The organism is Cupriavidus sp. 10L45, assembly GCF_056395225.1.
The window spans coordinates 493,580-514,289 of record NZ_JBFTJC010000001.1 but is presented as its reverse complement, the minus strand read 5'-3'; the positions used below and the strand labels follow the sequence as shown (position 1 = coordinate 514,289).

General features: G+C 67.3%; 17 protein-coding genes and 1 pseudogene. 9 read left to right on the top strand and 9 right to left on the bottom strand.

The genetic code is table 11. The annotated features are described in order from the left end of the window. Positions 1 to 37: 37 nt before the first annotated feature. The 5 genes from ligD to ku all read left to right on the top strand — a co-directional run bounded on the left by ligD (position 38) and on the right by ku (position 6,769). Positions 38 to 2,710: a DNA ligase D gene (ligD, locus tag AC1DFU_RS02375; RefSeq protein WP_441592556.1), complete on the top strand. Its 2,673-nt coding sequence runs from the start codon at positions 38 to 40 to the stop codon at positions 2,708 to 2,710. 151 nt (positions 2,711 to 2,861) lie between these two features. After that, the gene (locus tag AC1DFU_RS02370; protein WP_177220017.1) at positions 2,862 to 3,236 is read left to right on the top strand and encodes a hypothetical protein; all 375 of its coding nucleotides are present in this window, start codon (positions 2,862 to 2,864) and stop codon (positions 3,234 to 3,236) included. 228 nt (positions 3,237 to 3,464) lie between these two features. After that, on the top strand, positions 3,465 to 5,546 hold the full coding sequence (locus tag AC1DFU_RS02365) for a hybrid sensor histidine kinase/response regulator (RefSeq protein ID WP_441592555.1): 2,082 nt from the start codon (positions 3,465 to 3,467) through the stop codon (positions 5,544 to 5,546). Between the two features lie 14 nt (positions 5,547 to 5,560). Beyond that, positions 5,561 to 5,737 carry a hypothetical protein gene (locus AC1DFU_RS02360; protein ID WP_441592554.1) on the top strand — a complete coding sequence of 59 codons (177 nt, stop codon included), beginning with the start codon at positions 5,561 to 5,563 and terminating at the stop codon, positions 5,735 to 5,737. A gap of 12 nt (positions 5,738 to 5,749) precedes the next feature. Then, the gene (ku, locus tag AC1DFU_RS02355) at positions 5,750 to 6,769 is read left to right on the top strand and encodes a non-homologous end joining protein Ku (protein ID WP_441592553.1); all 1,020 of its coding nucleotides are present in this window, start codon (positions 5,750 to 5,752) and stop codon (positions 6,767 to 6,769) included. Between the two features lie 116 nt (positions 6,770 to 6,885). Here ku and AC1DFU_RS02350 read toward each other — a convergent pair whose 3' ends face one another. The 4 genes from AC1DFU_RS02350 to AC1DFU_RS02335 form a co-directional block, all read right to left on the bottom strand. Then, a complete protein-coding gene (locus AC1DFU_RS02350; RefSeq protein WP_092301422.1) occupies positions 6,886 to 7,380 on the bottom strand; it encodes a BON domain-containing protein in 495 nt (164 codons plus the stop codon). 314 nt (positions 7,381 to 7,694) lie between these two features. After that, positions 7,695 to 8,018, bottom strand: coding sequence for a hypothetical protein (locus AC1DFU_RS02345; protein WP_441592552.1), 324 nt, complete (start codon positions 8,016 to 8,018; stop codon positions 7,695 to 7,697). A 132-nt stretch (positions 8,019 to 8,150) separates the two neighbouring features. Next, a complete protein-coding gene (locus tag AC1DFU_RS02340; protein ID WP_441592551.1) occupies positions 8,151 to 9,152 on the bottom strand; it encodes a tripartite tricarboxylate transporter substrate binding protein in 1,002 nt (333 codons plus the stop codon). 91 nt (positions 9,153 to 9,243) lie between these two features. Then, positions 9,244 to 10,365 (bottom strand): hypothetical protein, encoded by a 1,122-nt coding sequence (locus AC1DFU_RS02335; protein WP_441592550.1) that lies wholly within the window; start codon positions 10,363 to 10,365, stop codon positions 9,244 to 9,246. Positions 10,366 to 10,485: 120 nt separating this feature from the next. Between AC1DFU_RS02335 and AC1DFU_RS02330 the strand changes: the two genes are divergently transcribed. Continuing rightward, positions 10,486 to 11,448 carry a LysR family transcriptional regulator gene (locus AC1DFU_RS02330; RefSeq protein ID WP_441592549.1) on the top strand — a complete coding sequence of 321 codons (963 nt, stop codon included), beginning with the start codon at positions 10,486 to 10,488 and terminating at the stop codon, positions 11,446 to 11,448. A gap of 46 nt (positions 11,449 to 11,494) precedes the next feature. On the opposite strand, the gene AC1DFU_RS02325 is transcribed toward AC1DFU_RS02330, so the two are convergent. Beyond that, positions 11,495 to 12,148, bottom strand: a complete 654-nt coding sequence (locus tag AC1DFU_RS02325; protein ID WP_441592548.1) for a dihydrofolate reductase family protein — start codon at positions 12,146 to 12,148, stop codon at positions 11,495 to 11,497. 122 nt (positions 12,149 to 12,270) lie between these two features. Then, positions 12,271 to 13,155: a LysR family transcriptional regulator gene (locus AC1DFU_RS02320; protein ID WP_441592547.1), complete on the bottom strand. Its 885-nt coding sequence runs from the start codon at positions 13,153 to 13,155 to the stop codon at positions 12,271 to 12,273. 129 nt (positions 13,156 to 13,284) lie between these two features. On the opposite strand from AC1DFU_RS02320, the gene argC reads away from it, so the two are divergent. Continuing rightward, the gene (gene argC, locus AC1DFU_RS02315; protein WP_441592546.1) at positions 13,285 to 14,208 is read left to right on the top strand and encodes an N-acetyl-gamma-glutamyl-phosphate reductase; all 924 of its coding nucleotides are present in this window, start codon (positions 13,285 to 13,287) and stop codon (positions 14,206 to 14,208) included. A gap of 100 nt (positions 14,209 to 14,308) precedes the next feature. Here argC and AC1DFU_RS02310 read toward each other — a convergent pair whose 3' ends face one another. Then, a complete protein-coding gene (locus AC1DFU_RS02310) occupies positions 14,309 to 15,241 on the bottom strand; it encodes an MBL fold metallo-hydrolase (RefSeq protein ID WP_092301443.1) in 933 nt (310 codons plus the stop codon). 236 nt (positions 15,242 to 15,477) lie between these two features. Between AC1DFU_RS02310 and AC1DFU_RS02305 the strand changes: the two are divergent. Further along, positions 15,478 to 16,092: pseudogene (locus AC1DFU_RS02305) on the top strand (ATP-binding cassette domain-containing protein); the annotation flags it as partial. Positions 16,093 to 16,167: 75 nt separating this feature from the next. Next, on the top strand, positions 16,168 to 17,169 hold the full coding sequence (locus AC1DFU_RS02300) for an ATP-binding cassette domain-containing protein (RefSeq protein WP_477159849.1): 1,002 nt from the start codon (positions 16,168 to 16,170) through the stop codon (positions 17,167 to 17,169). An 88-nt stretch (positions 17,170 to 17,257) separates the two neighbouring features. Here AC1DFU_RS02300 and AC1DFU_RS02295 read toward each other — a convergent pair whose 3' ends face one another. Both AC1DFU_RS02295 and AC1DFU_RS02290 read right to left on the bottom strand, forming a co-directional pair. After that, positions 17,258 to 19,945 carry a tannase/feruloyl esterase family alpha/beta hydrolase gene (locus AC1DFU_RS02295; RefSeq protein ID WP_441592544.1) on the bottom strand — a complete coding sequence of 896 codons (2,688 nt, stop codon included), beginning with the start codon at positions 19,943 to 19,945 and terminating at the stop codon, positions 17,258 to 17,260. 131 nt (positions 19,946 to 20,076) lie between these two features. Next, the gene (locus AC1DFU_RS02290; RefSeq protein ID WP_441592543.1) at positions 20,077 to 20,631 is read right to left on the bottom strand and encodes a lipocalin family protein; all 555 of its coding nucleotides are present in this window, start codon (positions 20,629 to 20,631) and stop codon (positions 20,077 to 20,079) included. Positions 20,632 to 20,710: the final 79 nt, after the last annotated feature.

Genomic DNA, 20,710 nt, shown 5'->3' with positions numbered 1-20,710 from the left:
TGAAAGCCGCAGCCCCGCCGCCTCCGAAGGACAGATCATGGCTCAACCTAACCGTGCCACCCGTGCCGCCGACCCCGCTCCGGACGCCGCCGAACCGCTCGGCAAGTACCGGGGCAAGCGCGACTTCGCGGCCACGCCGGAGCCCAGCGGGGGCAAGGCAGCCAAGGGAACCAAGACCGCCCGCAAGCGCGCGGCGCCGGCGCTGTCCTTCGTGATCCAGAAACACGCCGCGCGGCGGCTCCATTACGACTTCCGGCTCGAACTGGACGGCACGCTGAAGAGCTGGGCCGTGCCCAAGGGGCCGAGCTACGACCCGGCCGACAAGCGCATGGCCGTGCACGTGGAGGACCACCCCCTCGACTACGCCAACTTCGAAGGCGTGATTCCGGCCGGGCACTACGGCGCCGGCACGGTCATCGTGTGGGACCGGGGCACCTGGGTGCCCGATGGCGACCCGGCGGCCGGCTATCGGGACGGCAAGCTCAAGTTCGAACTGCGCGGGGAGAAGCTGCAGGGCCACTGGACCCTCGTGCGCATGGGCGGCAAGCGCCAGCGCGACGACCAACGCGACAACGGCTGGCTGCTGATCAAGGAGCGCGACGAGTACGCGCAGGCCGCGTCGGCCTTCAATGTGGTGGACGCCATGCCGGACAGCGTGCTGGCCGGCACGGCCAAGGCGGCGAAGAAGGCTGCAAAGAAGGCACCGGCCAAATCGGCCAAGTCAGCAGCCACCAAGAAGGCCAAGGCCCGCGACCTCCCCGCCCTGCCCGAGGGCGCCAAGAAAGCCAAGCTGCCACTGGCGCTGGCACCCCAGCTCGCCACGCTGGTGGAGAAGGCACCGGCCGACAGCAGCCAGTGGCAGTACGAGATCAAGTTCGATGGCTACCGCGTGCTGGCCCGGGTCGATGGCGACGACGTGCGCCTGTTCACCCGCCAGGGCAACGACTGGACTTCCAAGCTGCGCGCCCTCGCGGCGGAGATCCGCACGCTGGGCCTGCCCGACGGCTGGCTGGACGGCGAGATCGTGGTGGTGGACGCGCAGGGCATCACCGACTTCCAGGCGCTGCAGAACGCGTTCGAGACCTCGCGCGCGGACGCCATCCAGTTCTACGCTTTCGACCTCCCCTACTACGCCGGCCACGACCTGCGCGCCGTGCCGCTGGACCAGCGCCGGCTGCTGCTGCGCCGGCTGTTCGAGGCCAACACCGCGCCCCGGCTCCATTTCAGCGAGAGCTTCGAGGCCAGCCCGGACGAGATGCTCGCCGCCGCCTGCCGCATGAAGCTGGAAGGCGTGATCGGCAAGCGCAACGACGCGCCCTACGTCAGCACGCGCGCCAACACGTGGATCAAGCTCAAATGCACGCTGCGGCAGGAGTTCGTGATCGGCGGCTTTACCGACCCGAAGGGCAGCCGCAGCGGGCTGGGCTCCCTGCTGCTGGGCGTGCACGACGCGCAGGGCAAGCTGCGCTACGCCGGCAACGTCGGCACGGGGTTCGACACGGCGATGCTCGGCACGCTGCGCAAGCAGCTCGACCCCCTGGTCACGGACGCCCCGCCGTTCGACGACCTGCCGCGCGGCATTCGCGGCCACTGGGTCAAGCCGAAGCTGGTGGCGGAGGTGTCCTTCGGCGCGTGGACCAAGGAGGGCCGCGTGCGGCATTCGGTGTTCCACGGCCTGCGCACGGACAAGCCGGCCGGCGCGGTGTCGGTGGAGAAGCCGGCGGCGGCGGCGAAGTCGGGCAAGTCGGGCACGTCGGCCAAGGCGGCCAAGTCGGCAGCAAAGAAAGCCCCGGCCAGGAAAGCCCCGGCCAAGGAGACCATCGGCAAGATCGTCGTCAGCCATGCGGACCGGGTGATCGACACCTCCACCGGGCTGACCAAGGGCGACCTCGTGCGCTATTACGCCAGCGCCGCCGGGCTGATGCTGCCCTACCTCAAGGGTCGGCCGATTGCGCTGGTGCGCGCCCCGTCCGGCGTGGATGGCGAACAGTTCTTCCAGCGCCACGGCGACACCCTCAAGATCGACGGCGTGAAGCCGCTCGACCCCAAGCTTTGGCCCGGCCATCCGCCGCTGCTGGAGATCGCCACGGAGGCGGCCATCGTGGCGGTGGCGCAGCTCAACGTGGTGGAGTTCCACACCTGGAACGCGGTGGCGCGCAGCCTCGACAGGCCGAACCGGGTCATTTTCGACATCGACCCCGGCGAGGGGGTGAAGTGGCCGGCCATCCGGGAGGCCGCCACGCTGACCAAGGGGCTGCTGGACGAACTGGGGCTGCAAAGCTTCCTGAAGACCAGCGGCGGCAAGGGCCTGCACGTGGTGGTGCCGCTGGCGCCGCGTGCCGGCTGGGGCTGGGACCCCGTGCGGGACTTCGCCCAGGCGGTGGTGCAGCACATGGCGACCATGATTCCCGACCGCTTCGTGGCCAAGAGCGGGCCGCGCAACCGGGTTGGCAAGATTTTCATCGATTACCTGCGCAACGGTGTCGGGGCTACCACGGCCGCCGCGTTCTCGGCACGCGCGCGGCCCGGGCTGGGCGTGTCCGTGCCGGTGGCCTGGGAGGAACTGGCCGACCTGACCTCGGCGGCGCACTGGACCATCGCCAACGTGGGCCCGCGCCTGGAGGAAATGGCCCGGCACGACCCGTGGGCTGGGCACGACGCCGTACGCCAGACGCTGACCCAGGCCAGCAAGCGGCTGGCCGGCTCCTGAGCCCGGCAGGACCACCCCGAAGGCCGTCCGGCACTGGCCCGGGCGGCCTGTCCGGCTCCGTCTGTCAGCGCCTCGGCATGCGCGGCACGCTTCTTGCCACTCCCATCGGAAAACCCCCGCCCACGCCGGCACATAAGACGAGGCAAATCCGATGAAACATCTCCCTGACCCATGGTTCTCGAACGACTTCTGGCAACGCGCGGTCCTGGGCGGGCTGACGCTCGCACTGGCCGTCCTGCTGGCCTCCACCGCCGAGGCCAAGCTGCCTCCGCCCACACCTGAACAGCAGCAGGCAGCCGAGGCCAAGAAGGTCAAGGAAGCCGAGGAAGCCAAGGTGCAGGCGGCTCAACTGGCGGCGGTGCAGGACAAACTGGCAGCCCGCTTCGGCAAGGGCCCTAGCCCCAGCGGTCAGACCTCGGAGAGCAAGGTGCCGCAAAAGTCCGTAGAGGCGCCGGGCTCGGCAGGCCCGCAAGGCGGGACGTCGCCCAGCGCGGAAGCCCACAGCGGCGAGGCGCAGCGCAAATAACAGCCCATCACAGCAAAGAGCACGTGAATTTATCGCCACTTTTCAAGCCTGAACTTCGCATGTCGAAACTACAACGGAACCGGGCGGTATGCAGGTAATTATTACAATACGATCCTTATTCCCGACACCTGACGCCGCCCTGCCGGCACGTCCGGCCGGCCTTGCCACGCGTGGCGCACTCCGGGCATCCGTCTTCACTATCGCGGCCGATCCTGCCGCCTGCCAGCCATGAACGCCTCGACCGCCCATCCCAGCCGGCGCCCGCTGATTCTCAACGTGGAAGACCGCGAGGGGCCGCGCTACGTCAAGAGCCGGATCCTCCACCGGGCCGACTTCTCGGTGCTGGAGGCGTCGAACGGCCAGGCTGCGCTGTCGCTGGTCCGCCAGCACACCCCGGATCTCGTGCTGCTCGGCACCCAGTTGCCCGACGTGGACGGACTGGAAGTCTGCCGCCTGATCAAGAATGATCCGCAGAGCGCGCGCACCCTGGTGCTGCTGACGTCACCCGGCATGTCCGATTCCCACCGGCGCGTACAGGCGCTCAACGGCGGCGCCGACAGCTTCCTGATCGAGCCAGTGGAGTCGGAGGAACTGGTCTCCAGCATCAACGCCCTGCTGCGCATGCGCGGGGCTGAGGATGCCTTCCGCCGCACCTCGCAGGCGCTGCACGAAAACGAAGACCTGTTCCGCCAACTGGCGGAGGCGCTGGCCGATGTGGTCTGGATTCTCGACCCGACCACCCGACGCTTCCTGTTCGTCAGCCCCTCGTTCGAATCGCTCTGGGGCCGCCCGACCCAGGCGGTGCTGCAAGACCCGCACCGCTGGCTCGAATGGGTGCTGCCCGAGGAACGCTCGCGCATGGAAGCCGAATGGCAGAGCATGCTGCGCGATGGCCTGCTCGACACCGAATTCCAGCTCGAACGCCCCAACGGCGAGATCCGCGAAGTCCATATGCGCGCCTTCCCCGTGCGCGGGGCGGATGGCCGCTGCCTGCGCGTGGCGGGCATCTGCCAGGACGTGACGCGCCACAAGCGCGCCGAGCGCACGCTGCATAACGAGGAACGCCGCAAGGACGAATTCCTCGCCATGCTGGCCCACGAACTGCGCAACCCGCTGGCGCCGATGCGCAGCGCGGTGGACCTGCTCCAGCAGTTCTCCCCAAGCCGCGAGGACATGTTCCGCGCGCGCGACATCATCGGCCGGCAGTTGCATCACATGACCCGGCTGGTCGATGAACTGCTCGACGTGTCCCGCTTCAACCAGGGCAAGATCACCCTGCGGCGGGACCTCGTGGAGTTGCGCGGCGCGCTGAACACGGCCGTGGAGACGGTGCGCCCACTGCTGGAGGAACGCCAGCACACGCTGCGGCTGTCGCTGCCCGAGCAGCCGCTGCCGATTCGCGGCGACATGGTCCGCCTGACCCAGATCTTCGCCAACCTGCTGCACAACGCCGCCAAGTACACGCCCGAGGGCGGCACGCTGGCCGTGGAGGCCGCCGCAGCCGATGGCCGGGTGATCGTGCGCGTGAGCGACAACGGCGCCGGGCTCTCCCAGGCGCTGCAACGGCAGTTGTTCGATCCGCTGGCACCGGAGTCCGGCAATCCGCTGGAAGCATTGCCGGCCCCGGAGGCCAAGTCGGTCGCAACGGCCAACGTCGCGGCCAGCCGGGCTCCGCGCCTGGCCGCGCTGCATGCCGAGCACGACGACCGGGACGGCGACGCGCCCCGGCCGGCCGATATCGCCACGGACCCCGATACCTTTGCCGCGCGCGAAGGCGCCGGCATCGGCCTGACGCTGGTGCAGAAGCTGGTCACGCTGCACGGCGGCCGGGTCAGCGCCGAGAGCCCGGGCCGGAACCTGGGCAGCACCTTCGTTGTGGAACTGCCCGTGGAACCGTGGCAGAACTGGCATCCGCCGACCGGGAAATCGCGCCCGCAGCCGGGCACCGCGCACACCATCATGCTCGTCGATGACAACGTCGATGCGCTGGAGGCCATGACCCTGACGCTGGAGACGCTCGGCCACACCGTGGTCACGGCGCCCGATGGCCAGAGCGCCGTGGCGTGCGCAGCCAGCGTGCGGCCGGACGTGGTGCTGCTGGACCTCGGCATGCCGACCATGGATGGCTTCGAGACCGCGCGCCGGCTGCGCGAGATTCCCGAGCTGCGCCACGCGCGCATCGTGGCGCTGACCGGTTTCGGCCAGCCCGACGACCGCCGGCGCACGCGCGCGGCGGGGTTCGACCTGCATCTGGTCAAACCCGCCGACCTCGGTGCCCTGACCCGCATGCTCGATGAACTAGACGCCTGACCCCGAGGAGCCTCATGCTGCATCAGCCCCTGCCCCTGCCCCCGCCCCTGCACCTGCACATCACGCCCGAACCCGACATCGTGCCCCCGCCGCCCGAGGCCCCGCCGCCGGAGCCGCCGCCGGGTCCGCCCGAGCCGGTCAGCGATCCGCCCCCGGGCGATCTCCCGCCCCCGCCGCCGCAGCGCGCGTAGGGGCCACGGGCCATGTCCCGCGTCATCTGGAAAGGGGCCATCAGCTTTGGCCTCGTCAATATCCCCGTCGCGCTGAAGACCGCCTCGCGCAGCCATACGCTCGACCTCGACCTGCTGGACCAGCGCGACATGGCGCCGGTGGGCTACCAGCGCATCAACAAGCACACCGGCAAGGTCATCGACAGCGAGCACATCGTCAAGGGCTACCAGTACGAGAAGGACGAGTACGTGGTGCTCAGCGACGAGGACTTCCGGCAGGCCAACGTCGAGGCCACGCAGACCGTCGACATCGTCAGCTTCGTGCAAGCGGACAGCATTCCGCCCTACTACTTCGACACCCCCTACTACCTGGAGCCGGACAAGCGCGGCGAGCGCGGCTACGCGCTGCTGCACGAGACCCTGCGCAAGACCGGCCGCGCCGCGCTGGCGCTGGTGGTACTGCGCAACCGCCAGCACCTGGCGGCGCTGCTGGTGGTGGGCAAGGCGCTGGTGCTGAATACGATGCGCTTTGCGGACGAGGTGGTGCCGATCGAGGATCTCAGCCTGCCTTCTGGTGGCAAGGGCAAGGCGGCGACCCCGCGCGAGGTGGCCATGGCCACCAGGCTGGTGAAGGACATGAGCGAGGACTGGAAGCCGGAGCAGTACCGCGACACCTATCGCGAAGACCTGATGGCGCGCATCCACGCCAAGATCAAGGCCGGCAAGACGCACCTGCTGACGCCGGCGTCCGAGGAAGCGGCGCCCAGCGGCAAGGGCGCGAAGGTCATCGACATGATGGCGCTGCTCAAGCAGAGCATCGGCCATCGGGGCAAGGCACCGGCCAGGCCGGCCAGCCGCAATGCCGATCTTCTGGATGACGAGGAAGAGGAAAAGCCGGCGACGAAGAAGGCTGCGGGGAAGGCGACGGCGAAGAAGGCATCGACAAAGGCATCGACAAAGACATCGACAAAGGAAGCGGCGACCAGGAAAGCCGCGCCGAAGAAGACCGCAGCCAGGAAGGCCGCCCCCGCCAAAAAGCGCAAAGCGGCTTGACCGAAGTCAAAGCCGCAAGACGAGCCGCAAAAAGAGCCGCGGTACGTGGGATGACCGCGGCTCCGCGCAGAGGGCGACGACGAGGTCGCCGCGCATAAAAAACTAGCGCGTGTGCATTAACGCGACGATACCTTCAGGTTGTCGCGCACCGAATTCACACCTTCCACCGAGCGCACCGTTTCCAGCGCCATCTCGTGCTGGTCCTTGGTCGGCACCGTGCCGGTCAGGGCCACCACGCGGTCCTTGGTCTTCACGTGGATGCCGGTGGACTTGAGGTCCTTGGTCGCCAGCAGCTTCGTCTTGACCTTGGTGGTCAACGCGCTGTCGGTGACAACCTGCTTGGAGTTATCCACGCCCTTGTCCACGCTGGCGTCCATCTTGGCGTCAGTGGTCGCGGCGGGACGCTTTTCCTTGTCACCTTCGGTATGGCCAGGCATGCCCGACGCATTGTTTGCCGGCGGGGCCGCGCTGTTATCGCTGCGGACACTGGTGTCGGCCACCTTGATGAAGCCGCCACCCCCCATGTCCAGGGCATGCGCGCCACCCGCAGCGGCGAGCGCGGCGGTCATCAGTGCAATACGTGTAATGCGCAGGGTCTGTGCTGTCTTCATGCTCGATCTCCTTGTTGAGGAAGTGACAGCCACTGTTCTGCACATCGCGTGCCAGATCGCCCAAATGACGCGTGGACAGGGCCTCGCGGCGGTTTTCCGCGCCGGGGCCACGTGGGCGACGCGCCCGACCGGTAAAAACACGGCACGCGTTGTAAATCGGCGCACATGGGGAGCCACGCATGCGTTACCTGTATGTCTGACAGATGCCCTAAAGATGCCATAACCCCCACTTTTCCCCCACATTCTCAACCTCCGAGGGCTTGGCACGGCCATTGCGACTCTGGGCCTGCGGCAGCCTCGCCGCGACATGGAGACTAGCAATGGGACAGCAGCAACAGGGGAACCAATCCCAACCGGGCCAGAAGCAGCAAGAGCAGCAGCAACCCGGCCAGCGCGGTAACCAGCAAGGTGGCAGCCAGGACCAACAACGCCAGGGCGGGGGCCAGATGGGCAACCAGGACCAACGCGGTGGCCAGCAGCAACAGGAGTCCGGCCGTCAAGGCCAGCAAGGTGGCGGTCAGCAAGGCGGCCAGCAAGGGCAACAAGGCCAGCAAGGTGGCCAGAAGGACCAGGACAAGAGCCGCCAGCCGTAAGTCGGCTTCCTCTTCGTCTTTTCGGACCCCGCGCGGCATTTCCACGGTTGCCGCAGTGCGCTGAAGTTCAAGGCGCGCAGATAACTCGGGGTCCACCGCCGGGGCACTCGCAAGGGTGCCCCGGCGTCTTTCGTGGGATTCCCTCTATATATATAGGCAGCGCGCCCGGGCGAACCGTCAGGCGAGCCGGCTGGCCACGCGGCCGATGGCCTGCCGCCAGACCTCGCGCTCGCGCGCCAGGTAGTCGGAAGCCTGCGCGCCGGTGAGCGCCAGCGGCTCGGCGCCGTCCTGACCCAGACGTTGCCGCAGAGCCGGCGTGCGCAGCAGCCGCGTGAAGCGGTCCGCCAGCGCCGCGCAGGCGCGCGCGGACATGCTGGGCGCCGCCAGCACGCCGTACCAGGCGTCCTGCCGCATGCCGGGCACGCCGGCCTCCTCGAACGTCGGCACGTTCGGCGCGAGCGGGCTGCGCGCGGCACCGGTCACCGCCAGCGCGCGCACCTTGCCCTGACGCATCAGCGGCAACGCGGCCTGCAGCGTGCTCACCAGCAGCGCCACGTGTCCGCCCTGCAGATCGACCAATGCGCGCGCACTGCCGGGATACGGCACGTGGTTCATCGACACACCCGCCTGCTGGCAGATCAATTCGCCCACCAGATGGGCGCTGGAATGAATGCCGAGGGAAGCGTAGGCCAGTTCGCCGGGGCGCCGACGCGCTTCGGCCAGCCGGGCCTGGAGCGTCTGCGTGGCAGCGGGCGCTTCCGCGGAGGCCAGCAGCACGTGCGGCGTGGTGGCGACGATGGCCACCGGCTGCAACGGCGTGGCCGGCGGCTCGGGCGCGGCGGCCAATAGCGGGCCGATGCTGACCGAGCCTACCGTGCCGAGCAGCAAGGTGCGCGGGCCGGACGTGGCGCGCGCCACCTCGTGCAGGGCGATCTGGCCGGCGGCGCCGGGGCGGTTCTCGACGATGGTGGGCACGCCGTCCGTGGTCAGGCTGTCGGCGACGAGACGGGCGATATGGTCGGCACCCCCGCCGGCGGCATAGCCGACCAGCAGGTGCGTGGTGTCTGCGCCACATGCGGCGCGGGGGAACAGCGGGAGTACCGCCAGTCCGGCCAGTCCCGCCAGACCATGGGTCAGGCGGCGGCGGGCCCGGTCAGGCGGAACCGGAGGGAACGGCATGGATGCAGGGGCGCGAGTCGAATAGCTCGCGGCATGCTAGCACCAGCCCGCCCTGCCCGCCTTGGGGGCAAACCCCGTCTTGCCCAGGCCCTCACAGCTGCGGTGCCCGGCACACGGCGCCCGCCGCGTTGGCGGCTGGTTCCATGCCGAACACCGCTTGCGCGCCGCACTGCGAGCCGAACATGCGCGCCTGATCGTGCCCCACGCCCACCACTTCAAAGGCGCGATGGCGGCTGGTCTGGCCCGGCTTGGCGAGGAATTGCTCGTAGCGCTGGTAGGCGCGCCCGCGCTGGAGGCGCGTGGGGCCTTCGGCCTCGGCGCCGCATGCCTTATCGAGCACACGGTGATTCGGATCGTTATCCTCGCTACCCACCATATAGGTGACCTGCCGCTGCATGTAGCGCTGGTAGAGCGTCATGCCATTGGCGCCCTTGGCGTAGGCCACCATGTCCTGCATGCCGTAGCGGTACTTGTCGTAGTCCGCGCAGGTCGTGGTGCTGTACGGCGCGAAGCGCTTGAGATCAGGCGCCACCGGCCGGTCCGGCGTGAAGTAGAGATAGGACGAGGGATTGGCCACCACGTAGCGCAGATCGATGCCGCCCGCGCGCACGCGCTCGTCCACGTTGTTCAGCACGGCGTAGCGGTGGACGATCTGGGCGCCGCCCGAATGGCCCGCCACGGTGACCTTGTTCACGGCGGGGAAGCGCGACTTGTCCGTGACGAAGGCCAGCAGGTCGTCCAGCACCTGGAGCGAGCTGACGCCGGCGCCGGGGCCGGACACCGCGTCTTCGCCGCCGATCCAGCCTTGCACGGTCCAGACCGGCATGTTGTCGAAGTGCTTGGCGGCATCGGGCGTGCCGGGGAAGTTCGGGGCGATCAGCAGCACCTCTTCCGGCTTGCGGCCGCTGGCCTGGAGCAGTGCGGCGCCGGCTGCGTAGTAATCGTCGCCATTGCGCTGCAGGCCGTGCTGCACGAATACCACCTCGCGAATGCCGCGCAGGTCCGCCGTCAGCGGATGGTTGGCGTAGACCGGGAAGTCATAGCCGGCGCCGCTGCCCAGGTGCACGCGCTGCCATTGGGGCTTGGCGGCGGATGTGACAGGTGCTTCGCCAGAGGCGGAAGGCGCCGGGGGCTGGCTGGCGCAGCCGGCAGCAAGCGCCGCCGTGGCGGCCATCAGCAAGGTGAATCGGGCGAAGCGTGGCGCGCCGGGCATGGTGTCTCCTTGGTCTTATGTCTGCCGTATCCGGCAAAACGCCAATACTAGGCTGGCCGGGCCCGCTCGTAAAATATATGCTTTCGGCATCTGCCATATTCACGACATATCGGACCACCGATGGAACTGAGACACCTGCGTTATTTCCTGGCCGTGGCCGAAACCGGCTCCGTGACCCGCGCCGCCGAGCAGCTGGGCATCCAGCAGCCCCCGCTCTCCCAGCAGTTGAAGGCGCTGGAGACCGAGCTGGGCGTGTCCCTGTTCGACCGCCAGCCGCGCGGCGTGGCCCTTACCGCCGCCGGGACCGCGCTCCATGGCGACGCCGTGGAGTTGTTCGCCCGTATCGAGCAAATGCGCGCGCGCATGCAGCGCATGGCGCGCGGCGACGAAGGCGCGCTGGCCATCGGCTTCACCAGTTCGGCGGCGGCGCACACGCTCACCCCCGAGGTGCTACGCGCGTGCCGGCGGCAGTTTCCGCGCGTGACGCTCTCCCTGACCGAGCGCAACGCGGCCGAAGCCATCGAGCAACTGGCCGATGGCACGCTCAGCGCGGCGCTGCTGCGCGCCCCGGTGCAACACCCGGAAGGCGTGCGCTTCGACCTCCTGCTCGAGGAGGAAATGGTGATCGCCCTGCCGCTGGACCACGCGCTGCTGCGCCGCCGGGCGGCCGAAGGCGTGGCCGCCGGCACGCCGGTGTCACTGCGCGAACTGAAGGGCGATCCGTTCATCCTGGTCCGCCGGCCCGGCGCGCCGGGCATGTACGGCGACCTGCTGCGCGAATGCGAGGCGCTGGGCTTCACGCCGCGCATCGGCGCCGAGGTGGAACGGATGCTGACCAACCTCAATCTGGTGGCGGCTGGCGCCGGCGTGAGCGTGGTGCCGGCGTCGATGGCCGGGCTCAACCGCCACGGCGTGGCCTACTGCCGCATGGTCGAGACCGACCGCCTGCGCGCCCCGCTCACCCTTGGCTACCGGGCCAACGACGCCGACCCGGCCGTTGCGGCGCTGGTGGCGCTGACCCATCGGATTGCGGCCAAGCACAGGAAGGATCGGGACGCGGTGGGCGAGGCGTTGCCGGACTGAAATCGGCCCTTCAGTAATGTCGGCCTTCAACGCGTGACTAGGCGTCCTAGCGCGCCTGGCGCCGCAGGATCACATGCGTAGCCTTCTCCGACGCTACGGATTTCACGCATTGGTATCCCAGCGCCACCAGGTCAACCCCGTCGAACAGCGACTCTCCCCGCCCAAGCAGGACCGGGGAGATTGCAATGTGCAGCTCGTCAATCAGGCCCTCGCAAAGATACTGCCGGATCGTATGCGCCCCACCGCCGATCCGCACGTCCATGCCGGCAGCGGCGTCGCGTGCACGGTCGAGCGCCTCGCGAATGCCGCCTGTTATGAAGTGGAACGTGGTGCCGCCTTCCATCTCGATGGAAGGCCGAGCATGATGGGTCAGGACGAAGACCGGAACGTGGTAAGGCGGACTATCTCCCCACCAGCCTTTCCAGCTTTCGTCCGGCCAATCCCCACGAATGGGTCCGAACATGTTCCGCCCAAGAATCCAGGCGCCGACATTCTGAAAGCTTCGGGCGGCGAAATCGTCGTCAATCCCGGTCGTACCGCCTTCCTTGCCGAACAAGGCTTGCTGGAAGGTGCGTGTCGGGACTAGCCACTGGTGGAGTTCCGTCCCGCCAACGCCGAGCGGATGGCTGAGGTCTTGGTTCGGACCCGCTCCGTATCCGTCGAGCGAAATGGTGAAGCCTTCAACGCGAACGCGTGCCATCGTTTTCCTCCGTGTAGACGCCTGACAGGTGATACATAAGTCATCCTGTTGTTCAGATGCGGGACTGGATCCACAAATTGTGCCATTGGACGGTGCGACGATGCAGCGGAAAAGGACAACGCCTACGCCAAGCGCAGATCCCGCAACATATCAAGCACGTGTTGCGTCGAACGCTCAACGTACCCCGCACGATGTGCAATGCCGAGCCGACGCCACAGCGCCGGGCGCAACGGACGCATGACAATGCGCGTGTCGGGCAATGGCGACGTCGCCTCATGAGGCAACAGCGCGGCGCCGTAACCTGCCGCTACCAGACTCTTGATCGCGTCGTTGTAGTTGAGCTGAATGCGAGGCGCAGGATGACACCCCCCGGCTGCGAACCACTCCGCAGTCAGACGTGAAAGACGCGTGGTCGCGTCATTGAGAATGAGAGGTTGGGCCGCGAGCCAATCAGGCGTGACGCGAGCCGGACACTGCCAATGCGCCGGCACAAAGGCCATCACGGGGTCGCGCCGCCAAGGCTTGATCACGAGTCCAGCCACCGGGGGCTGAGGCAGTGCGACCAGCCCAACGTCCAGCGTCCCATCCGCCAGTCGGGACAAGGTTTCATGTGAAGTCAGCACCGCAACCTGAATGTCGATGGCGGGATGGTGCTGGCGCAGCACTTCAAGCGCTTGCGGCAACAGATGCGCGATCGCGCCAGTCGACGCACCGAGCCGCACGCGCCCTTCGAGCCCTTGCACCTGGCGTTGAATATCATCCAACGCCTGCTCCGCATCGGCCAGCAGTCGACGCGCGCGCTCCACCAGCACCTCCCCTATCGCCGACGGCCTGACATGTCCGCGCTTCCGCGACAGGAGTGGCGCCCCAATGCGGTCTTCCAGTTCAGCGATATGAAGGCTGACCGTTGGCGGCGCCAGGTGCAATGCACGCGCCGCTTCGGCAAATGAGCCGCGGTCTGCAATGGCGACCAGCGTGCGCAGGCGGTCCAGGCTGATCTCTCGCATGTCGGCGTCCAGGTTCAGGAAAACTGAATGTTCAGGTTATGAAATTCAACTTTCTCTATTGTAGTGGTCCACGCAATATGAGGCTTCTCTCTATTTCTTACAACCCAAAGTCAGCGGAGTCTTTCACGTATGAGCTCTCCCGTTGTTTTCATCGATGGCGACCAGGGCACAACCGGCTTGCTCATCCACGAACGGCTCCGTAACCGGACCGACATCAGGCTGATTACGCTTGCTGCTGCGGAGCGCAAGGATTTGCGGCGTCGCGCAGAAGCCATCAACGCCTGCGACATCGCCATCCTCTGTTTGCCGGATGCCGCCGCGCGCGAGGCAGTGGCCACCATCGTCAATCCTGCGGTTCGCGTCATCGACGCAAGCTCCGCCCACCGTACACAGCCGGACTGGACTTACGGATTTCCGGAGATGGCGCCGGGGCAGGCCGAGCGCATTGCCAACGCACGTCGGGTCACCAACCCTGGGTGCTATCCGACCGGTGCGATTGGCCTGCTGCGTCCGTTGGTGCAAGCGGGGCTGATACCGGGCGATTACCCCATCAGCATTCATGCGGTATCGGGCTACTCCGGACGCGGACGCGCCGGCGTGGAGGAATATGAGGGGCCGGGAGCCGCTAACGCGCCTTCATATCAGGTCTATGGCCTGGAACTCGCGCACAAGCACACGCCGGAGATCCAGCAGCACGCCGGGCTCGCGCAGCCGCCCATTTTCGTCCCTGCATACGGAGCGTTCCGCCAGGGCATCGTGCTGACGGTGCCGCTAACGTTGCGGCTGCTGGCACCCGGCGCAAATGGCGCCACGTTGCACGCCTGCCTCGCGCGCCACTATGCCAAGACGGACCACGTACATGTCTTGCCGCTGCAAGAATCGAGCGCCGTAAAGCAGCTGGATCCGCAAATGCTGAACGGCACAAACGACATGCGCTTGAGCGTATTTCCCGGCATGGAGCACGGGCACGTCCTCCTGTCTGCGGTCTTCGATAATCTCGGCAAGGGCGCATCCGGCGCCGCAATTCAAAACCTGGACCTGATGCTCGCGTAGAAGACGCGTCGCGCATTCGTCCAGCATGCGATGAAAAAAAACCGCCGCGAGTCTTGTGAACTCGCGGCGGCTTCTTTGACAGTCGTCAGTGCAACCGATATCAGTAATCCCACTGCACCGGCACGAAGCGGTAGGCATCACCGTTCTTCGCAATATGACCGATGGACGGGAACGCGATGTGCGCGGCGGCCAGCATGGAGCCGGTTTCGGCGGCTTCATCGAGCAGCGCGATGCGGACTTCCGTGGCCACTTCAGGCTCGTGCTCGAAGCCGTTTTGCCATGCGGGATGCTCGAAGCCGACCTCGAAGATCGCGTCGCCGACGAACGTCAGCTTCTCGCCCTTCGATGCGACGTCCACCACGCAGTGTCCCGGCGTGTGGCCACCGGTCACGCGCGCCGACACGCCCGCCGCCACTTGCACGGTCTGGCCGAACTGCACGATGTTCTTGCTGTAGAGTTCCACGAACGTTGCGGCGGCCTTGCGGAGCGCGGGCGGCACCGCTTCCGGCATCACGGTCTTGCTAAAGTCCGGGTTCTTCCAGAACTCCACTTCCGCGGCCGCCACGTGAATGCGCACGTCCGGGCGCAGCTTGGCCTTGACGCCATCCACATTCAGCCCGCCGACGTGGTCCATATGCATATGGGTAATCACGATGTCGGTGATGGCTGCGAGGTCGATGCCAGCCGTTTCCAGGCGCAGCACCGAGCGACCGGCGCGCGAGAAGTATTCGAAACCGTCGCCCACACCGGAGTCGACCAGGATCAGGCGGTCGCCGCTGCGCACGAGGGCGATATTCAGCGCCCAGTCGAACATGTCGCGCTGCAGGAAGCGATCGTCGAACCATTCGTTGCGGTCGGCTTCCTTCACGTTGGTGGACATGGTGGAGGTCGGCAGCGGCAGAACCCCATCGCTGATCAGCAGGACGTCGACGTCACCCACGCGCACGGCGTAGCGGGAAGACACGAGTTCGCCAAAACCTTCTTTGCCAACGTTGGCGATAACCGGCTGCACATTGTGGATTGTTTCGCTCATTTTCAGTAGTCCTGTTGGTTTGCGTGGGGTGAGCCGCGTGAGGCGGCGCGGTGGACGAGAACGACCGCGAAATTCGCGCGCTTCGTTGTGCTCGCGATTCGACCTACCGTGTGACGCAGTGTAGTCAGGCGGAGCCGGCGCCAGTAGTATCGTGAAGGCCCTCAGCATGTTGTCCTGGCGGCAACAATCGCCGGCCTTCGTGAGACACTCGGCTGTATCAACATTTGAATTCGACTATGGCGGATATCGAACGCGAAGCCCTTGGGGTATTAACGCTTGCGCCTCCCGTTGCTTCCGATGGCCTCCCACCGGACGCCACGGGTTTCTCCATCTCCGTGCGGCATGTCACGGTGACGTTGCCGGACGGCAGGACGCTCCTACACGATCTGAATGACACCTTCCAGCGCGAGCGTACCGGCTTGCTCGGCCGGAATGGCGCGGGCAAGAGTGTGCTGGCGAGGGTGTTGGTCGGTTTGTTCCAGCCGGAGACCGGGCAGGTCACGCGCCATGGCACGGTCGCCTACGTGCCGCAGGAAATCGTCCCCGCAAAAGGCGCGACGGTTGCCGATGTCGCCGGATTGACACCAATACTCGATGCGCTGGCGCGAATGGAAGGCGGTACGCCGCATCCCACCGACTTCGATTTACTCGATGGACGGTGGCATATCCGCGCCAGTCTGGAGCAGGCGCTGACGGACAGCGGACTGCCGCACCTGCACCCAAAAGGGCTGGCGGGATCGCTGAGCGGTGGCGAACTCACCCGCGTGGCGTTGATAGGGGCCTTCCTTTCCGACGCCGAGGGCCTGGTCCTCGACGAACCCACGAACCACCTGGATCACACCGCGCGCGAATGGCTGCGTGACAAGTTGCAGCGATGGACCGGCGGCCTGATTCTCGTCAGTCACGACCGGGAATTGCTGGACCTGATGGACCGCATCGTCGAACTGACACCGGGCGGGATGCGCAGTTACGGCGGCAATTACACGCTCTATCAGGCTCAGCGCAGCACCGAAGCGGCGGCGGCGCAGGCTTCGCTCAACCGCGCAAGGACGGATCGCGACGCCGCCGAGCGTGCGGCGCAGCGTCAACATGACGCGCAACAGCGCCGCACCGCACGTCAGACGAAAGGCGCAAAGGACGCGAATCTTCCGGGGATCGCCATGGGCCGCCGCAAGGATGGCGCAGAGGTATTTGCAGGCCGGCAGCGACTTCGCCAGCAGGACGTGCAGTTCAAGCTCGACGAGGCGGTTCAATTGGCAGCACGTCGAATCGAGCCCGACAAAGCTGTCGCACTTATCCTGCCAGCAACTGCCATTGCGGCTGGCAAACGCGTGATCCATCTGGAAGACGCCGTCGCGCCGTTTCCGGAAGACAGTGCGCCCCTTACGCTGACGCTGGCGGGACCCGTGCGCGTCGCCGTGACCGGTCCGAATGGCAGCGGCAAGACAACGTTGCTGAAGATGTTGGCGGGCACCATTGCCCCGGTCTCTGGCATTTGCCAGACCAGCGTGCGCAGCGCATGGCTCGATCAGCGAGCGACCAGCGTGTTGCCACCCCACCTGTCGGTTCTCGAACGCCTGCATGAACTGGAAACGCCGCTGCCGGACGGGGTATTGCGCAGCCATCTTTCGCTGCTGGGCTTGAACGCCGACCTTGTGAACCTGCCGTCCGGTGCGTTGAGCGGCGGTGAGCGACTCAAGGGTGCGCTGGCGTGCGTGCTGTGGAGCACCGAGCCCGCGCAACTGCTATTGCTGGACGAGCCGACCAATCACGTCGATCTGGAATCCATCCAGGCGGTAGAGCAGGCATTGGACGATTATCCCGGCGCCCTGGTCGTGGCCTCTCACGACACACGTTTCCTGCAGTCGCTTCGATTGACGCACCGGCTGGAGTCAGACGGAAGACATTGGAAGTTGATAGCGGAATGAATCGCGGGCGGGGGCCGGCGCTACCGCCCAAAAAGGAGCGCTAAAAGCGGGCCATCAAGGCCCGCCTTTTCGTCATCACCGCATCACATCAATTCAGTAACCCCAGCTCGAACCGTCCCGCCGACGTACCGATCAGCAGGCCACCGTTCGACAGGTACGACGCCACCACCCCGCCCGAGGCGTCGAGCACGCCAGCCACCGGCTGGTTGTAGGTCAGCACGCCCGAGGCGCCGTCGCGCACGATGGCCGTGGCGTTGAGGTCGGCGCTGACCTGGCTGCCATCGGTACCCATCAAGCGATACCGGCCATCGGCCGCGCCCGCCGTCAGCGGTGCCGTGGGCTGCGAGGCGTACACGTTCATCCCGTAGGCCGTGGCCGAGCGCGTGAGGACCAGCGGCACCGGCTTGCCGTTGACGATGCCGCTGATCAGCGACCCGCTCAGCACGCCGTCGCCGGCGGCGATGGTGCCGCCCACGAAGTAGTCGAACGCGTTGCGCGCCGGGTTCCAGACAATGTAGCCCTTGCTGGTGTTGGCGCAGGCCGCGTCATAGACCATGAAACCGCCCGCCGCCGTTGCCGAGCAGGTCTGCCACGTGGCTGCCGACGAGCGCAGCCGTGCCGAGCCGGTACGCAGTGTCACCGCGCCACCCGCCACCGCCGTCTGCACGCCATTGACGTTGTAGATGTCGGCCACCGCCTTGAAGTCCGACGACACGGTCTGGAAGGCCACCAGCGGCAGGAAGCCAGCGCCCGAGAGCGGCCTCACCCCGCCCGCCAGCACCCCGCCGCCGGTGAAGGTGAAGTTGGCGCCGTTCTCGTCGCTGGCATAAGTGCACCCGCCCTGCGAGACAAGCTGGCCGGTGCGCGTCACGCCGGCGGTCCGTTGCAGGCTGGCATCGATCGTCACGGTGTACTGGAGGGTGGCCGGGTCCACACGCACCGACAGTTCCTCGCCGTTGGTATTGCCGCCCTTCCACGTGGTGGCCACGGCCGGCAGGTTCAGGCAGGACTGCACGATGCCCGACGCGCCCTCGCAGGTGAAGTTGATGGACGCGTCCTGGCTGCCCGAGCCCTTGTACTTCGGCCACGCCGGGTACTGGCACAGCGGCCGCGTGCGGCCATAGGTGCCGGCGTTGGTGTCCATCACCGTACGCTGGCCCGGCGCCACGCCCATCTCCACCCAGTTCTCGAGTGCGGTCAGGGAGTTCCACGCCGGCAGGAAGCTGCCCGTGCCATGGCCCATGCCCGGCACCGTGTAGAACGTGATGCCCTGGTCCACCGCCGCCTGCCCCACCCGCGCGATCACGGCCTTGTACCAGGCGATGGTCGAGTTGGGGCTGATGACCTCGTCGGCCAGCCCGTGCAGCAGGATCAGCCGGCCGCCCTTCGCCAGGAACGCGGACAGGTCCGGGTTGGTGGCATCGGTCAGCGCCGAGACGGTCTGCACGCGCGAGGTCCAGCTACCCGGGCTGGCGGGGTCGAAGGTCAGCGCGTCGAACGTGGCGGCGCGGGTGACGAAGTACTTCACCCACTGGTCGCCGGTCAGGTACATGTTCGAATCCGCCGTGGTGGCCGGATTGCCGGGCACCGGCCGCGTGCCGAGGTCACGTGTGGTGAACGGCCCCGCCACCAGCGCGCCTTCCAGGATGTTGTAGCCGCCGGCCACGGTCACGCCGTTGGCCAGCGGGTAGGTCAGCTGGAGCGGCTGCTCGATGGTCTTGACGGTGGCAATCTGCGCATCCGAGAGACAGGTGTCGCCCGTGTCCGTACCGCCGGGGCAGCGCAAATTGGCCAGCACCTGCATCGCGCCCAGACGGCAGCCCTCGACATTGCTGACCACCTTGTCGGCCACGCCGTCCAGCGTGTCGCAGGCGGCCATGGCAGCGGCTTGCACCATCAGCGTCTTGTTGATGTTGAGCCAGCCGGCGCCGCCGTTCAGGTAGAGCGCGCGGCCCACGGCCACGTTGGAGAGGCGCGTGCCGGTGTAGTTGAGCGCCGGCTCGTTGGCGATGACGCCGTCGTAGTCGGCCGGCCAGCGCTGGATGTAGCTCAGCGCATCCCGCCCGCCCGTGGAGGTGCCGAGGAAGTACGCCCGCGTGGGCGCACGGCCATAGCGCTGGCGGATCATCGCCAGGGCCACGTCATGGGTTTTCTTGAGCGTGTCGCCACCATAGTTGGCGAGCTGCTCGTCGTTGGTGGCGAAGCGGCCATCGGTGATGCTGGTGCTCTGGTGGCCGGAATCATCGCCCCAGGTGGCGTAGCCGCGCGCCAGCGGCGCCGGGTCGTCCGGCAGCGCGAAGCGTACGGTCTCGGTGCCGTCGATCAGCGTGCCGTCGAACCCGCCGCCGCCGAACTGGATGCCCTTGCCGTTCCACTGCGTGGGCAGGTTCACCGCGAAGTTGATGTTGGACGCGGCAGCGTCCACGGGAGCGATGGTGCCGCGCACCTGGCAGTACTCGCCGAGCGTGTTGCCGGTGGCATCGGCGACAACCAGCGTAGCCGCCTTGACCGTGGCGCCGCCCGAGGCCAGCGTCAGCGCCGAGGCCGGCAGGCTGGCGCCGTTCAGCGCGTTGCAGGCCTCCAGCGCGCTTAACGTCGGCTGGGCCGGCTGGGTCGGGATGTCGGGGTTGTCAGTGCCGGGGGCGCCGGTGCTGGGCGCCCCGCCCGACGCCGTCGGGGCGTCGTCGCCACCGCCGCACGCGGCCATCAATGCAGTGGCCGCACAGGCGGCCGCCAGCAGCGCCAGGCGCCGCCGGACGTTCGATCCGGATGTCATGTTGTGGTCTCCTCCAAGCGCATGCGGTGCTTGTGCCGCATGTTGGAGCGAGACGGTATCACCGGCTTGGTGCTACGTAAAATATATGTCGGATGGCGCATCCATACTTCATGAATATGGATGGATGGACGTCAGTCCTGCGGCGTAGCCTGGAGCCGGGTGATGTCGAAGCCCTTCGCCTCCAGCCGGCGCAGCAGCGCCTGATAGGCGCCGGAATCCACGGTGGGCGTGCGGGAAAGAATCCAGAGGTAGTCGCGGCCCGGCTCGCTGACGGCAGCAAGCGTGTAGCCGGGGTCGAGGTCGATCACCCAGTAGTCGCCCCAGACCCACGGCAGGAAGGACAGCCACGCCGGGGCGAATCGCACCTCCAGCTTCGGCGTGCCGGCCTCGCCGACCGGCCGAGCCACGCCGGTGGCGTCATCGCTCGTCCCATCCGCCTTGCGGCAGCGGTTCACCACATCGACGCGTCCATCGGACCGCGCCGCGTACTGCGCCGTGGTGTGGCCGGCGCACTGGCGCTGGAAGCGGTTCGGGTATTTGGCGATTTCGTACCACGTGCCCATGTAGCGGGCCACGTCGAGCGAGGCGATGGGCGCCAGCGGCGCGGCCGGCTCGGCGCGCGCCGGGACCAGCGCGGCAGTGGTGAGGGCAACGAGGGCAGCAAGCCCGAGCACGACACGCTTCATGGTGGACCTCCGAGGGGCGATAGCGCCATTGTCGCGTGCCATCGCCGCCCCCTGCTGTCCGCCGGCAGACGACTTGCGC

Bases quoted from the DNA above. Each gene is read 5' to 3' on its own strand.
- AC1DFU_RS02325 (WP_441592548.1), bottom strand. From the start codon at position 12,148: ATGGCACGCGTTCGCGTTGAAGGCTTCACCATTTCGCTCGACGGATAC.
- AC1DFU_RS02360 (WP_441592554.1), top strand. From the start codon at position 5,561: ATGCTGCATCAGCCCCTGCCCCTGCCCCCGCCCCTGCACCTGCACATC.
- AC1DFU_RS02335 (WP_441592550.1), bottom strand. From the start codon at position 10,365: ATGCCCGGCGCGCCACGCTTCGCCCGATTCACCTTGCTGATGGCCGCC.
- ligD (WP_441592556.1), top strand. From the start codon at position 38: ATGGCTCAACCTAACCGTGCCACCCGTGCCGCCGACCCCGCTCCGGAC.
- argC (WP_441592546.1), top strand. From the start codon at position 13,285: ATGAGCTCTCCCGTTGTTTTCATCGATGGCGACCAGGGCACAACCGGC.
- AC1DFU_RS02365 (WP_441592555.1), top strand. From the start codon at position 3,465: ATGAACGCCTCGACCGCCCATCCCAGCCGGCGCCCGCTGATTCTCAAC.
- AC1DFU_RS02340 (WP_441592551.1), bottom strand. From the start codon at position 9,152: ATGCCGTTCCCTCCGGTTCCGCCTGACCGGGCCCGCCGCCGCCTGACC.
- AC1DFU_RS02300 (WP_477159849.1), top strand. From the start codon at position 16,168: ATGGACCGCATCGTCGAACTGACACCGGGCGGGATGCGCAGTTACGGC.
- AC1DFU_RS02330 (WP_441592549.1), top strand. From the start codon at position 10,486: ATGGAACTGAGACACCTGCGTTATTTCCTGGCCGTGGCCGAAACCGGC.
- AC1DFU_RS02320 (WP_441592547.1), bottom strand. From the start codon at position 13,155: ATGCGAGAGATCAGCCTGGACCGCCTGCGCACGCTGGTCGCCATTGCA.
- ku (WP_441592553.1), top strand. From the start codon at position 5,750: ATGTCCCGCGTCATCTGGAAAGGGGCCATCAGCTTTGGCCTCGTCAAT.
- AC1DFU_RS02310 (WP_092301443.1), bottom strand. From the start codon at position 15,241: ATGAGCGAAACAATCCACAATGTGCAGCCGGTTATCGCCAACGTTGGC.
- AC1DFU_RS02290 (WP_441592543.1), bottom strand. From the start codon at position 20,631: ATGAAGCGTGTCGTGCTCGGGCTTGCTGCCCTCGTTGCCCTCACCACT.
- AC1DFU_RS02350 (WP_092301422.1), bottom strand. From the start codon at position 7,380: ATGAAGACAGCACAGACCCTGCGCATTACACGTATTGCACTGATGACC.
- AC1DFU_RS02295 (WP_441592544.1), bottom strand. From the start codon at position 19,945: ATGACATCCGGATCGAACGTCCGGCGGCGCCTGGCGCTGCTGGCGGCC.
- AC1DFU_RS02370 (WP_177220017.1), top strand. From the start codon at position 2,862: ATGAAACATCTCCCTGACCCATGGTTCTCGAACGACTTCTGGCAACGC.